Annotated in this window: 11 protein-coding genes; 2 read left to right on the top strand and 9 right to left on the bottom strand. The window is 40.9% G+C overall.

What is annotated here, in order from left to right:
• Positions 1 to 58 precede the first annotated feature (58 nt).
• The 4 genes from ACWI_RS00365 to ACWI_RS00350 all read right to left on the bottom strand — a co-directional run bounded on the left by ACWI_RS00365 (position 59) and on the right by ACWI_RS00350 (position 5,888).
• Positions 59 to 2,341, bottom strand: a complete 2,283-nt coding sequence (locus ACWI_RS00365; RefSeq protein WP_139142297.1) for a PAS domain S-box protein — start codon at positions 2,339 to 2,341, stop codon at positions 59 to 61.
• Between the two features lie 183 nt (positions 2,342 to 2,524).
• A complete protein-coding gene (locus ACWI_RS00360) occupies positions 2,525 to 3,070 on the bottom strand; it encodes a hypothetical protein (RefSeq protein WP_070369459.1) in 546 nt (181 codons plus the stop codon).
• A 136-nt stretch (positions 3,071 to 3,206) separates the two neighbouring features.
• On the bottom strand, positions 3,207 to 4,046 hold the full coding sequence (locus ACWI_RS00355) for a 4Fe-4S binding protein (RefSeq protein WP_070369458.1): 840 nt from the start codon (positions 4,044 to 4,046) through the stop codon (positions 3,207 to 3,209).
• A 246-nt stretch (positions 4,047 to 4,292) separates the two neighbouring features.
• Positions 4,293 to 5,888: an ABC-F family ATP-binding cassette domain-containing protein gene (locus ACWI_RS00350; RefSeq protein ID WP_070369457.1), complete on the bottom strand. Its 1,596-nt coding sequence runs from the start codon at positions 5,886 to 5,888 to the stop codon at positions 4,293 to 4,295.
• Between the two features lie 532 nt (positions 5,889 to 6,420).
• Here ACWI_RS00350 and ACWI_RS00345 point away from each other — a divergent pair.
• Both ACWI_RS00345 and ACWI_RS00340 read left to right on the top strand, forming a co-directional pair.
• Entirely contained in the window at positions 6,421 to 8,139 is a 1,719-nt protein-coding gene (locus ACWI_RS00345) for a sulfatase family protein (RefSeq protein WP_084633407.1), read from the top strand.
• A 5-nt stretch (positions 8,140 to 8,144) separates the two neighbouring features.
• On the top strand, positions 8,145 to 9,335 hold the full coding sequence (locus tag ACWI_RS00340; protein ID WP_175440867.1) for an anaerobic sulfatase maturase: 1,191 nt from the start codon (positions 8,145 to 8,147) through the stop codon (positions 9,333 to 9,335).
• Between the two features lie 128 nt (positions 9,336 to 9,463).
• On the opposite strand, the gene ACWI_RS00335 is transcribed toward ACWI_RS00340, so the two are convergent.
• The 5 genes from ACWI_RS00335 to ACWI_RS00315 form a co-directional block, all read right to left on the bottom strand.
• Positions 9,464 to 10,147 (bottom strand): CpsD/CapB family tyrosine-protein kinase, encoded by a 684-nt coding sequence (locus ACWI_RS00335; RefSeq protein ID WP_070369455.1) that lies wholly within the window; start codon positions 10,145 to 10,147, stop codon positions 9,464 to 9,466.
• Position 10,148: 1 nt separating this feature from the next.
• Complete coding sequence (locus ACWI_RS00330) at positions 10,149 to 10,841, bottom strand: YveK family protein (RefSeq protein WP_070369454.1); 693 nt, start codon at positions 10,839 to 10,841, stop codon at positions 10,149 to 10,151.
• Positions 10,842 to 10,882: 41 nt separating this feature from the next.
• Complete coding sequence (locus ACWI_RS00325) at positions 10,883 to 11,842, bottom strand: LCP family protein (protein WP_070369453.1); 960 nt, start codon at positions 11,840 to 11,842, stop codon at positions 10,883 to 10,885.
• Positions 11,843 to 11,917: 75 nt separating this feature from the next.
• On the bottom strand, positions 11,918 to 13,786 hold the full coding sequence (locus tag ACWI_RS00320; protein ID WP_070369452.1) for a polysaccharide biosynthesis protein: 1,869 nt from the start codon (positions 13,784 to 13,786) through the stop codon (positions 11,918 to 11,920).
• A gap of 74 nt (positions 13,787 to 13,860) precedes the next feature.
• Complete coding sequence (locus ACWI_RS00315; protein WP_070369451.1) at positions 13,861 to 14,607, bottom strand: tyrosine-protein phosphatase; 747 nt, start codon at positions 14,605 to 14,607, stop codon at positions 13,861 to 13,863.
• Positions 14,608 to 14,630 lie beyond the last annotated feature (23 nt).

Here is a 14,630-nt window from a genome sequence, read left to right as displayed (position 1 = left end):
TAACTAAGCGTTCCGGTTCAGTTGTCACCAAAGTTGTCACCAAAGTTGTCACCGATACTTAATCCTCATTTTTAATTATGTCAATAAATACTCTGGCAATTTCCGGATCAAACTGAGTTCCGGAACAACGGTTAATCTCTGCAATTGCTTCTTCAACCGTGAGCGTATCCATATGAAACCGCATCTTGGTCATTGCATCATAGGCATCAGCAATCGCAATGATTCGGGCTTCCAGTGAAATTTCTTCGCCTTTTAGTCCTTTAGGGTACCCACAACCATCCCAGCGTTCGTGGCTCTCAAGGATGTGATCGGCAATTTCAGCAAACTCATTGGCAGAACTTAAAATACGATAGCCTATTTCAGGATGACGCCTGATTTCTGCCCAATCCTCATCATTTAATTTTTCCGATTTGTCAAGAATGCCATCGGCGATGCCAATCTTTCCAATATCATGCATTAATCCGGCAGTCTTTAGATCATGGGAGTCCTTTGTGTTCAGTCCAATCTTACTTCCTAATTCAGCCGACAGTTTACTGACCCGCTCGGAGTGTAACATCTCCTTTTGGTATTTATCAAACAAGGTTTCAATGACCATTCCAACGGTTTTATTCCGCATCCCCAGACTTTCAGTAAGTTTTCGACGATACATATAGTCTTCGGCCTTTTTAAATACCTGTTGGATATCTTCATCTTTGTCATATTTTGTTTCAAACCCAAACGAAATGGATAGCTCCATGGTGCCAACTTTCTCCTTACTGGCCAATTTTTCAATACGTGCAATTATTTCTTCAGCGACAGCTTGATCGGTTTTCGGTAATAACACGACAAACTCATCGCCACCTAATCTTGCTACAACATCATCAGCACGACACGATTTGGAAATGACAGAAGCAGCTTTTTTTAATAATTCGTCCCCCATGACGTGTCCAAAACTGTCATTTACCAGTTTTAATCCGTTGACATCTCCCATGATTAAAGAGAGAGGGAGATTTCGCTGGGTGTCCATACGGCGAAGTTCTTCTTCGTAAAAACGCCGGTTATAGAGTCCGGTGAGCTGATCGTGATAGCTTAAAAATTGAATCTGTTCCAGCTTCTGTTTTTTCTCGGTATAATCCCGGAATACCACCACAACACCTAGCACCTCGCCGCCTTCATCAATAATCGGAGCAGCGCTGTCTTCAATGGGTCGTTCACTGCCATCGCTGGCAATTAACAGGGTTTGATTATCCAACTCCCGAATACTTTTTGTATTGATAACATCTGCAACAATGTTCCCTGCTTTTTCATGGCTGGTGTCATTAACAATGTCAAATACGTCTTCAATTGGTTTACCCAAGGCCTCATTTTTTGTCCATCCGGTTAATTCTTCTGCCACCCGGTTGATAAAAAGAATCTGGCCATTCCGATCACAGGAGATAACCCCATCACCAACAGAAATCAGCGTTGTCTCAAGCAGTTTGCTTTCTTGTTCCAAGGCCGTTTCCAGCCGCTTGCTTTCGGTAATATCGATTCCCACTCCGGTGAAATACCGTTTTCCATCGAGGTTCATCAGCACCCCATTGGATCGAATGAGGAGTTTTCCGCCACCCTTAGTAATCAGGTTAGCGTCGACCTCGCCATAACCTGTTTTATATACCGCTTCAACCGCTGCCATGACTCTAATTAAATCCTCACCTTCAAACCACTGATCCAGGGTCATGTGAGCCAGCTCTTCAGCTGAATAGCCAGTCATTTCTTCATGTTTTTTATTCCATTTAATCAGCTTTCCGGTTTCATCATAAACGTACAGATAACCAGGAACGCTCTCAAACAATGCGTTAATGAAGACCATTTCCCGTTCTAATTCAGCTTTTGCAACGATTAGCTGATTATTCAGTTCATTCAGATCATAGGTTCGTTCCGCAACCCGCTTTTCTAAGAGGGTATTTTCCTGTCGTAATAAATCACTGTCGAGTTGCAATCCGGATATATCCGTCACAATCGAAAGTAAATAATTTCTGCCTTGCAGCGTTAACGGAATTGTTCGCACTTCAACATCACTGATTTCACCATTAGCACGACGATGTTTAAAATAAAACTGCTTCTGCTCTTTATTTTTGGCCCGTATAATTTCTTTTTTCAGTTGCTCTTCATTAAGGCAATTAAAGTGGGTAATTTTAGATGTAATCATCTGATCATGGGGTTTTCCATAAAATTCACAGGCAGAAATGTTGCAGTCTTCAATTCTGAGGGACTCTGGATCAATCAACAGCATTATTTCAGTATTATATCGAAATAGTTCTTCAAAAAAAGCATCGTTTTTTTGGATCTGACCCATTCGATGATCATCCAATTTACTCACCTCATCTACCTTAAATTCACGATTTCATATTTTGTCCTATTCCAAATCGCAGTGTTATGTTATCTTATTTACCCCAAACGAGCTGTTTCAATCATCAGGTAGTTTTGTGATAAATGGTATAAAAAAATCACAAGAAATGATGTCACCATTATTCTTGTGATTCGGATTCAATATAAAAATGATTCAGTCGGTACTGAGGGGAAAATAATCGCCTTTCTCTGACATGCCAATAGGATAGTGGCAACGTTTGAGCCAGCTCTGGGTAGTCAGTTCAGGAATCGGCGGAAGTTCGAGACAATGTGTAAATCCTTCCCGGACAATTTCCACAACCTGCTGATCAATGTTTGTTGCCACAGTGTCGAACACCTCCCAGCCTTTTTCGGGCAGATGAAGTAGGATAATCTGGGTTTTATCACCCTGAGTAAAGGTATCCAACACTTTGAAATGAGAACCTGCCTCCATCACACAAAGCCCCCAATGCGTGTCATGTTCATAAGACTGCATGTTTGCATAATGATTGGAAAGGATTGCCAGACGATGGGTCGTTACCATACCACCCCGGCGCAAACTGGCATCGGTAAAGCCCAGTTCCTTTAGCACCATCCCGACCTGGTATTTTTTTCCCAATTCACCGAGATTGCAGTCACGAATCAGCAAGGTAATTCCGGGATAGGTAAACTCAATCACTTTTTCTAATTCTTCAAGCTTCTGATACTTTTTAGCAAGCATGATTTAACTCCATCTTTTAAGCTAAATTGGCTGGATTTCTGAAATGACAGCCAACTGCGTTTTTTTTTTGGCTTTTTTCATTCTTATTCATCGTCGCTGTATCGTCTAAACACAGACAAACTTTAGTTTGACTACACTAATTACTTTTTTGACCCGGTATGCCATTTTCGCAGGGTACATTGACTTGGCACTTACCACAACCATATCGGGGTTTGTATTTTTCTGCAGTTTTATCCAAAAAAATGCTGCATAGTCGATGATCTTTTCCTTTTTCAATTGAAATGGCTTTCACCGGGCATTGCTTAACACACGCTCCGCACTGCGTACAATAGGCGTTATAAATTTCATATGGTCGCCCATTGGGTTCCAACTGCAGTTCAGTCACCAGGCTGCCAAATCTGCCAGCAATACCCTTTTTCGTGATCAATCCTTTTGAAAGACCAAAAGTTCCCAGTCCGGCAAGGTAAGCGATGTGGCGTTCTGACCAGTTACTTGTGAAGGCCAGCGGCTCACCACAAAGTTCTTCAATGGGTTCGGTAATGCTGAAAAACTTTTTATCCATAGTCGGAATGACTGAAGCATAACCAGCCTTTCTTAAGTGTAACTCCATTTTTGATAACAGGGTACGTAACAAGCGGTGGCCTTCAACCCGACCAACTAACCATCCCCAGGAGGGCCAGATTTTTTGTTCCCGATTGCTGGCTTTGACAGCTTCACTATAGGGCAGAAAAAATGAGATCACAGTTTGTGCTGTCGGCAACCACTCCCGGGGATTCCGGAAATGGCAGCCAATCACCTCGGGGTTTTTGAGAACTGCAAACACCTCATCACTCGCTTCACAAAAACCAAAAATTGGCGGATCATATATTTTTTCACCGACTAATTCAATGGGTGCTTTACTGTCCATTTTTATCCGATTATCAGCTGAATTTGCTATAAAGTCTTCAGCTAGCTGTATTAATTCTATTTTGTCCATTTTAGCCTCTCTCGATTCATCATATCGATTTAATTATAAACTAATCTTATGACTTTGTAAATTTTTATGTTGTGAGTTAATACACAAATCGTTAAATAATCAACAATTCCACACAACTTTTTACGGACGTCTGACCAGCCACATCATTTGAATCTTTTATTTTTTCGGATCAGATGACATCATTATAAAACAGAAAAACGCACTGCCAAGGGTAAATTTACCATTGGCAGTGCGCTTGATATGATACTAGGCCAGACTTTTTTTGTATTCAATGAATTCATCATACGTCGAGAGACGATCAATGATGCCTTCTTCTCTGATTTCAATAATGCGATTCGCTACGGTTTGCATAAACTGATGGTCATGGCTGGCAAAAAGTAAGATCCCTTTAAAATCAATCAGACCATTATTAACGGCGGTAATGGATTCCAGATCCAGGTGATTGGTCGGTTGATCCAGGACTAAAACGTTTGAACCAAACATCATCATTTTGGACAGCATACAACGTACCTTTTCGCCCCCAGACAGAACCTGAACCTCTTTATAAATATCATCGCCAGAAAAAAGCATCCGTCCCAGAAAACCCCGGATATAGGTTTCCGTAATTTCTTCGGTATACTGCTGTAGCCATTGACAAATATTTAATGTGCATCCATTAAAATAATCGCTGTTATCTTTCGGGAAATACGACTGGGTGGTACTGACCCCCCATTTAAAACTGCCTTCATCTGGTTCAATTTCTTCCATCAGAATTTTAAACAAGGTCGTCATGGCAATCTCGTTGTCAGCAACAAAAGCGATCTTATCTTCTTTGTTAACCCGAAAACTGACGTTATTAAGAACTTTGACGCCATCGATGGTTTTTGATAAATGCTCAACCGTTAAAATTTCTTTACCGGGTTCCCGATCAATCTGGAAGCCAACCCAGGGATATTTTCGGGATGAAGACGGCATGTCTTCAATATTCAGTTTATCCAACATTTTCTTACGGGATGTGGCCTGTTTGGATTTGGATTTATTGGCTGAGAACCGGGCGATAAAGTTCTGGAGCTCTTTGGCCTTATCTTCATTTTTCTTGTTCTGATCTTTGATTAGGCGCTGAATCAACTGACTGGACTCATACCAGAAATCATAATTTCCGACATAAACCTTAATCTTACCGAAGTCGATATCGACGATATGGGTACAGACGTTATTTAAGAAATAACGGTCATGGGATACCACAATAACCGTTCCCTCATAATCCATCAAAAATTCTTCCAGCCATTCGACGGCCTGAATATCCAAATGGTTAGTGGGCTCATCCAGTAAGATGATTTCCGGCTTGCCAAACAAGGCCTGGGCCAGTAAAACCTTGACCTTTTCGTTACCAGTCAGGCTGTCCATATTGGCATCAAGAATTTCGACCCCCAGACCAAGCCCCTGAATGATACGGGACGCATCGGATTCGGCTTCCCAACCGCCCATTTCGGCAAATTCACCTTCCAGTTCGCCAGCCCGGATACCGTCCTCATCAGAAAAATCTTCTTTCATATACAGGGCATCTTTTTCTTTCATAACCGAATACAAACGTTGATTCCCCATCATGATGGTATCCAAAACTGAATACGCATCATAAGCATAATGATCCTGCTTTAAGACCGACATCCGCATGTGCTCGGGGATAAAGACATTCCCGGTGGATGGTTCAATTTCGCCTGATAAAATTTTCAAAAAAGTGGTTTTTCCAGCCCCGTTCGCTCCAATGACCCCATAACAATTCCCCGGGGTAAACTTTATATTTACATTGGAAAAAAGATTTGTTCCGCTAAAATTTAAGCTTAGTTCTGATACTGTTATCATTTTTTATAATCCTCCATTGATTTAATTGGCAACCCCTGTAAAATAATCTCATTGTGACTTTTTAAAACTACCTGATTTTACTCGCTTCCAGTAGCAGGTGCCAGTTTTTTGTGCAATCGCCGCATTAATCTGCAAATTTGTATTTCATCATTTTGTTGCCGTTCCGTAAAGAAGAGGCCTTTATCAGATCACTGACAAAGAACCTCTATCATAAGCCACTTTATTATATCCTTTTTATCATTTTTTATCCAGTCTTTTTGCAAAATAATATCATATTCTTAAATGTATCCAGATACGTTGCCACTGTGATTGTTCTTTTTGATTTAAAAAACAACCATTCCCCACTAAACCCGAATATTCTTTCTTAATATCAGCAAAGCTGTTTGCTTTCCATGATGAGATGATTATCACGGATTCGTCTGGGTATATTGGGGTTAACAGCAATCATTGACTGGGCACTACACACAAATTAATTATCCTTTTACTGTTGGCTAAGTCGGATACTCAAAATTATAGATCAGGAGGTCTTTAAATGAACATTAAAAAAGCAGCATTAGGTCTCACACTGGCAACCTCGTTGCTGGGTGTCTCAAGCTGCGCACAAAACACGGGCAACCAGCCCATTGATCAAAGAATCGCTCATCTCGATGCCCAGCCTAATAACGATGGCAATTATAACATTGTCTTTGTAACAGTCGATCAGGAGCATTATTTTGATGAATTCCCGGCTGGCACCAATTACAAAGCCCGGGAACTGCTAAAAAGAATGGGAACTACCTTTGAAAAACATTATACCTGCAGCAATGTCTCCACCTCATCCCGATCTGTCATTTACACTGGCACCCACATCACGGATACGCTGATGATTGACAATACTGAATCACCCTGGCAGGAGCCGATTTCTGAAAATCTCACCACGGTCGGTGACCGGATGCTCTCAGCTGGATACTACTCGGCATTTAAAGGCAAGTGGCACATGGGCGACACCAGTGTTTTTGATGATACCAGCCAACCCGCCATGCAGGAGCAGAATGGGCTGCTGGGCTACGGGTTTTCTGACTGGAATGCCCAGGGTGATATTGTTGGACAGCTTCAGCAGGGCTATATACAAGATAGCAACATTGCTGGAGATACGGTCAGCTGGCTGCGCTCAAAAGGATCGGCTACCAATGCCTCCGGACAGTCCTTCTTCCTGGCCGTCAATCTCGTGAATCCCCACGATATTATGTATTATAACACTGATTCAGACGGTGTCGCCGTACAGGACACTGGCCAAACAACCTTTGCTATTGCCGGAGCTCCGGTTAATACAATTTATGAAACCAGTTACCCCAAGGCGGAAATTCCGTCTAGCTGGTCTCAGGCTATTGATGCTCCTGGCAGAGTCCCGGCTGAATTGGAATATTTTGATTTATGGAACCGTCGGGTGGGCGAAATTCCCGCCGAGGCCAGCCGTTGGGAAAATTTCCAGGATTATTATTATAATTGTATTCAGGACAATGATGGCCAGCTCTATAATATTTTATCTGAACTATCCAATCTGGAAATGCTGGATAATACCATCATCGTCTTTACCAGCGACCACGGTGATATGCAGGGAGCCAATGGACTCCGGGGAAAAGGCGGTTTTATATACGAAAACAACATCCACGTTCCCCTGATTATCGTGCACCCTGAATATGAAGGAGGCAATACCATTGATGCGGTAACCAGCCACCTCGACCTGGCACCCACCTTCATTGATATGACCAATCTGTCAGATACTAAAAAAGCCGAGCTTTCTGCTGGGCTTCCCGGCAGCAGTATGATGGATCTGCTTGATGGCAGCCAAACAAAAATAAGAACGGGAGCTTTATTTGCCTACGAAATGATCTCAATGATCGACAGCGATATGATGCAAACCACTGACCCAACAACCGGTGTCACCAGCTATACGATTGACTATTCCAAACGTGGCTTTGTCCGTGGAATAACCACTGAAAAATACAAATTTGCCCGCTATTTTTCACCACTCAATTTCAATCTACCAACAACCATGGAAGCATTGTATGCCAATAATGATGTTCAGCTGTTTGATCTGGAAAAAGACCCCGATGAATTAGTCAACCTGGCCGCAGACCAAGACACTAATGCTGCTCTGATTATGGAACTGAATAATCAGCTTAATACCCTGATCACAGCAGAGATCGGTGTTGATGATGGCAGTGAAGCCACCGCTGTCATTGCTCAGATCAACAAAACTCCGAATTGATGGTCATGAAAAAACGATATCCCCCGGATTCCAGGACTTATGCCATCATGGCCAAACCCATTGGCGCATCCTGTAATCTTAGCTGCCGCTATTGTTATTACCTGGAAAAGCAGGATCTGATGGCTCAACAAACAAAACTTATGTCAGATGTAGTGCTTAAGGCGTATATCCGTCAGAATTTCGCCATTCATGGGAACAACGCAGTTGTCGAGTTTGCCTGGCACGGTGGTGAACCAACCCTGGCTCCCCTTGATTTTTACATACAAGCATTGAATTACCAAAACCAATATGGCCCTGGCCGAATCATCCGCAACACCCTCCAAACAAATGCTACCTTGCTGACGGATGCCTGGTGCGCGTTTTTTGCGGCCAATCATTTTCTGATTGGTGTCAGTATCGACGGTCATGCTGATCTTCATAACCGTTATCGAAAAAATCGTTTCGGCAACACGTTTGAACAGACCATGGCTGGTATCAAACTGCTTCAAAAACACGGTGTCGCTTATAATACACTGACAACTGTCAATGCCATTAATTCGCACCATCCCGAGGACGTTTATCTGTTTCTTCGAGAGCTCACTGACTATATGCAATTTTTGCCAGTCGTCGAATGTTTGCCAGCCAGCTATGAAAACGCCTCCGGACAGCGGTTTGCCATGCCCGCTGGACTCCATTCCCCCTCCATGATGCATCCAGTAACAGATTTTTCGGTCACCGCCAAAGACTATGGCACCTTTCTCTGCACAGTTTTTGATTTGTGGAGAAAATTGGATTTGGGGGAAAAATATGTCCAGATTATTGAATCGACGCTGGCTAATTTAAATAATCACCCTGCTGGTGTCTGCGTTCATGAAGCGCTTTGCGGCCACGCTGGCGTTCTGGAAATGAATGGGGATCTTTTTTGCTGCGACCGTTATGCTTTTGAAGCGTATAAGCTTGGCAATATTCTTGAAACGCCACTAGCAGACTTAATGGAGAAAAATCGCTCCTTTGGTATGCACAAAACCTTAGGACTGCCTGACGAATGCCTGGATTGTGATCATATCCGACTTTGTTTTGGGGGCTGTCCGAAAGATCGGTTTCTTTTATCAAGAGACAATCAAAAAGGCAAAAACTATTTATGCGAAGGGTATCGGCAGTTTTTTAAGCATATAAAAAAGCACTCCGGTGATCAATCAATTCCGCTTATATTTTGAGTGATCGTCAACTTTAAACCCTGTTTACATCAATTCTTCGGGAACAATAAGGAGGTGTCAGATGACACCTCCTTATTGTTCCAACTTCCTGAATTATTTTTTGTTAACGATGATTTAAAATTCGGTGTTCACTTCGCTTTGTCAGCATTATAGCGGTAGTAATTTGCGTTTTTCTTGAATTTCACTTTAGTCAGGATAACACCAATGACAGCTGCCCCAACCTTGTCGAGATTTTTTTTTGCTTCAATAATTGTTGCTTTTTTTGTGGAGTGGGCGGCAATTACCAACAAAACCCCATCGACAACATTTGAAATAATACTTGCGTCGGCAAAACTTAACACAGGTGGGGTATCAATAAGAATAACATCGTATTCTTCTCGACATTTTTTAATGAATGTTCCAAATGCTTCTGAATTCAGCAGTTCGGTCGGTGAAACATGTTTGTTTCCAGCGGTTAAAATTTCCAATTTTTCAAGTTTTTCTATTTTATTTACAAGGGACTCCAGCGGTAATTCATCCACCAACATATTGGATAAACCATTCTTTCTCTTATTAATATTAAAAATGGTACTGATCTGAGGTAACCGTAAATCAGCGTCGATTAGTAACACCCGTTTATCGGCCTGGGCAAATGTTACCGCCAGGTTTGAAATGGTGGTACTTTTCCCTTCTTCTTTACCAGCACTCGTTACCAGCATCACCTGATAACGATTATTCAAATTTTTAAAATTCAAATTTGTCCGCAATAATTTATAACTTTCAGTTATAAATGATGTGGGGTCGCTTAGTGTGATTAAATTTTGTGAATCCATATTACCGAGCCTCCCCTTTAAATTCTGGGATATCCCCTAAAACTGACACGCCAATCAAATTTTCAATGTCTTCATCATTTCTAATCGTATCATTCATCAGAAACATCAAAATAATTACAAATAATGAAATGAAGAATCCCAATAAACCGCCAATAACGGCATTAAGAAGAACATTAGGCGAAATAGGTGCCTGCGGTACCAGCGCCTGATCCAGAATTCTGATATTCTCTACGCCGACAATTTGTAATACCGCCACCGTCAATTGTTTAGCCAGTTCATCGGCAATCTGTTTGGCAACTTGGGGATCCGAGTTTCTAAACCCAACTGTGAAAAGACGGGAATCGGAAACACTCTGAATAATAACGTTATCTTTAAATTCATCGTAAGAAATAGTCAATCCCAAGTTTTTTATTACCTCATTTATTACCAATCGGGTGGAGGCAATTTGCTTGTAATCAACAAGTAGTTGACTATTAGCATTTAATTGGCCTAATGATACATCTATTGACCCCAAACTACCGCCCTCCTGACCAATGTACAAAACTGTATTTGCTTCATAGATCGGGGTTACATATTTTACTGTGTAAAGATAAGCTGACCCGAAACCGACAATGGTCAGCAACAGAATGAGCCACCATTTTTTAATAATAATCTCTAAAAGCTCTTTAAAATTGACTTCCTTTGTTGTTTCCATGCTGTTCTCCTTTCTTAAAGACCAGGTATGTTTTACAGTTTCTATTTCCAGTTTTCCTGATTAATATCTTCATTAACTTTAAACAGGTTTTTGATTGTATCCAGATCTTCCTGACTGTACAATTCATACCATAACCCATCAATAATTTCGGAATATGTTTTTAATCGATAATTTTCAAAACTCAGATTTGTGTCCCCGCCGCTCATATTGAGATACTCTTTAAGCTTCGAAACATTAACATCAGTCTCAACACCATTATTATAGTAGGTTTCAATCAATTGCAGCTTTTTTTTCAGACTCATCGTTGACAGTTTCTTCATTAATGACTTAACCACTTCCTGCTGTCTGGCGATCCGGCCATAGTCGCCGTCGCTATCACTGCGAAATCTGACATAAAATAATGCATTTTTACCGTTTAAAACTTGCTCACCCTGACTGATAACTAATTGATTTTCATTTTTATAGAAATCCTTTTGTGCGGTGACTTCGACGCCCCCAGCATCGTTGATGATTTTGGCAAATGTATCAAAATCCAATTTCACTGAAAAGTCCAGTTTTATGCCCAGCAACTCCTCAATGGTCTGATTGCTCAATTCTCTGCCACCATAAGCAAAGGCATGATTAATTTTATCCAAACCATAACCGGGAATATTAACCCGCAAATCTCTTGGTAACGAAGCCATGACCATTTTTTGTTGTGTTGGATCGTACATCACAACCATGATAATATCACTTCGTCCGGTTTCATCAGATCGCTCATCAGTTCCATAAATTGCAAAGATAACCGTTTTTCTCGTATCTGTCAGTTCAAGCAAATCTTCGTTGTTCTGATTCAAAACATCCTCAATCGATCCTGCATCCGCTTCAGTATCTGTGTCTGCATTTTGAGTATTGGCCGAAAACAAGGATCCATTGTTTGCACGAGCAAATATGAGCAGGCTGGCCATAATTACCAGAAATAGAACACTCAATAGAATTATAACCAATTTTTTATTTTTCATGGCGTTTGATTCCTTTCTCAGTTAAACTTGCCTGAACCCAAATAGCTTGCAATCGCTGATCGAACAACGCTTTATCTATTTCAGATAATTACCATTGTTATTAACCTCGTCACTGTCTTTGTAGGTAGGAACAATATTTTTCACCATACTGATCAGCGCTTTTTTATTCGATGCTTTTAGATAGGGTCTTAACTCTTCAAGTGACTTCTTAAGTAATGTGTAGTCAATATCTCCCGGCTTACCCACTCTAATTTTTTCGAAGCAGGTCTCTTTCAGCCCCTCTTCATCCATTAATAGTTCTTCATAGAGTTTTTCTCCTGGTCGCAATCCAATGATTTCTATTTCGATGTCTTCATTCAGCTTTAATCCCGAGAGTTTAATCAGGTCGACTGCCAGATCAAATATTTTTACAGGTTGCCCCATATCAAGCACAAATATCTCTCCGCCTTTTGCAATCGCACCCGATTGAATTACGAGTTGCGCCGCTTCCGGGATGGTCATAAAGTATCGGATAATTTCTTTATGCGTTACAGTAACCGGACCGCCTTCTTTAATCTGTTTCTTAAATAGGGGAACTACTGAACCATTGCTACCGAGGACGTTACCAAAGCGAACAGCCGTAAACTTTGTTTTACTTTGCCTGGCTAAACCTTGAATAATCATTTCACAGATCCGTTTACTGGCACCCATTATATTGGTCGGGTTAACGGCTTTGTCTGTCGAAACCATAACAAAGCGATCTACCCCAAACTCATGGGCCGCTTCCGCAACATTTTTTGTTCCAAAGACATTATTTTTAATCGCTTCCCAGGGCGAACGCTCCATTAAGGGTACATGTTTGTGTGCTGCCGCATGAAAGATAACATCGGGATGGTAGGCTTCAATAATCGCAAAAACATCATCCCGATCTCTTACCGAAGCAATAATCACATCCAGATTGATTTTATTTTCGTAATCATTAATCAGTTCATTTTGTATTTCATAGGCATTATTCTCATAATTATCCAGAATAATCAATTTCCCCGGATTGAATCTGGCAATCTGTCTGCATAATTCAGAACCGATCGAACCGCCACCACCCGTTACCATAATAATTTTGCCTTCAAGATAACTGACAACTTCTCTGATATTAAGATTTACCGTTTCTCTGCCAAGCAAATCCTCAATCTCGACATCTCGAATTTTACTTAACGAGACCTGACCATCAATCATTTCACGAATTCCCGGAACAATTCGTACCTTGGCAGGCGTACGTTTACATTCACTGATGATCATTCGGAGTGTCGTTGGATCTGCTGTTGGTGTTGCAATAATAATTTCATTGATATTGAACTTATGAACAATACTGCCAATATCATAGTTATTACCCAGAACCTTAACGCCAGCAATTGTTTTATTTAATTTTTTGGCATCTTCATCAATAAATCCCACAACTTGTCCGTAGCTTAATGCATGATTCTTAATTTCTGTGGCAATCAATGTCGCCGTCGCACCACTTCCAATGATCAATATTTTCTTCTGGACATCCTGCTTCATAAAGATTTTTCGGTTTTTTAAACTTCGCACCAAGCGATAGCTAAAACGGCCACTGCTGACAAATGCAATTTCAAAAAGCATACTGGTTAGATAAATACCAAAATATAGTCTTTCGCCCATATAGAAAAGATAAGCCGTTCCAAACACGTTGGCGACGATCACCGCCAGCAAAATCTTAATCAACTCTTCCACCGAAGCATAAGACCATAAACTGTTATATAAATCGAAGAATCGATAAATTAGCAGCTTTCCGACCGTTAAGATAAAAACACTGCTTAAATAAATACTAATTACTTCTGAAGGAATGTCTCCTTCAAAATGCAAAAATAATGTAAACAAGAATGCAGCGTTCACTGCCAATATGTCTGCTGCAATTAAAAACAACTGCCTGCTTAGTTTCGTTTCCATCGACTACCTCACTTTTTGACAGAATAATTTTGACAATTTTTGCTAAGCTTTTTACTGAATTCAGAAATATTATACTACTGACGGTGAAATCCAAACCGTTTCTTTTTCAGCACAGGCACCATCAGTTCTCGATCTCTGATCATCATCCCGGGATTTTCATAAAAAAGCATTTGTCCGCATTCTTCACCAAACACTTTTACGACAATTTCATATGCCCGTTTCATGACCGGTGGACGCTTGACTAAATCATGTCCATCGGATGCTATAATATAAACCAAACCACTTTCAATCCATTTTAGGGCCTTTCTTCTTGTTTTTCCATCCATAATATATTGTGATGTGATTTGGGAATAAATTCCCCGTTCGTTTAAAGCTGCCAGCTTTTCTGGTCGTCTTGCGAAAACCTCATATCGCTCAACATGGGCCAGGACAACCTTATAGCCACTTTCCTGTAATTCGAAAAGCATGGATTCATGAAACGGGTAGTAATGGTATAAGGGTAATTCCACAAGCAAAAACCGGCTGTTTCCCATCGTATGGGCGAGTCCCCGCTTGATCCCTGCCATGGTTTCTTCGCTTAGATATATTTCATTACCCAAATGTAGTTTAAAATCAATGTTCTCTCGCTCGATATAATCTATCAGCAATTGGTACTGCTCATCCACATTTTGATTATGGTAAGTTGGCAAATTAAAATGCGGTGTCACGATCATTTCATTAACACCTTCATTCATTGCCAACTGCATCATCTGAATCGCCATTTCCAGATCTTTAGCCCCATCGTCAACACCAGGTACCATATGTATATGTGTATCAATCATAATCACACTCTTTATAATCCTTT

This window comes from Acetobacterium wieringae (assembly GCF_001766835.1).
Taxonomy (GTDB): domain Bacteria; phylum Bacillota; class Clostridia; order Eubacteriales; family Eubacteriaceae; genus Acetobacterium; species Acetobacterium wieringae.
The sequence above is the reverse complement of the archived record's forward strand: the minus strand, read 5'-3'. Positions and strand labels throughout refer to the sequence as shown.

Coding starts and splice junctions, on each gene's coding strand:
- ACWI_RS00360 (WP_070369459.1), bottom strand. CDS start 3,070: ATGCTTGCTAAAAAGTATCAGAAGCTTGAAGAATTAGAAAAAGTGATT.
- ACWI_RS00355 (WP_070369458.1), bottom strand. CDS start 4,046: ATGGACAAAATAGAATTAATACAGCTAGCTGAAGACTTTATAGCAAAT.
- ACWI_RS00350 (WP_070369457.1), bottom strand. CDS start 5,888: ATGATAACAGTATCAGAACTAAGCTTAAATTTTAGCGGAACAAATCTT.
- ACWI_RS00345 (WP_084633407.1), top strand. CDS start 6,421: ATGAACATTAAAAAAGCAGCATTAGGTCTCACACTGGCAACCTCGTTG.
- ACWI_RS00340 (WP_175440867.1), top strand. CDS start 8,145: ATGAAAAAACGATATCCCCCGGATTCCAGGACTTATGCCATCATGGCC.
- ACWI_RS00335 (WP_070369455.1), bottom strand. CDS start 10,147: ATGGATTCACAAAATTTAATCACACTAAGCGACCCCACATCATTTATA.
- ACWI_RS00330 (WP_070369454.1), bottom strand. CDS start 10,841: ATGGAAACAACAAAGGAAGTCAATTTTAAAGAGCTTTTAGAGATTATT.
- ACWI_RS00325 (WP_070369453.1), bottom strand. CDS start 11,842: ATGAAAAATAAAAAATTGGTTATAATTCTATTGAGTGTTCTATTTCTG.
- ACWI_RS00320 (WP_070369452.1), bottom strand. CDS start 13,786: ATGGAAACGAAACTAAGCAGGCAGTTGTTTTTAATTGCAGCAGACATA.
- ACWI_RS00315 (WP_070369451.1), bottom strand. CDS start 14,607: ATGATTGATACACATATACATATGGTACCTGGTGTTGACGATGGGGCT.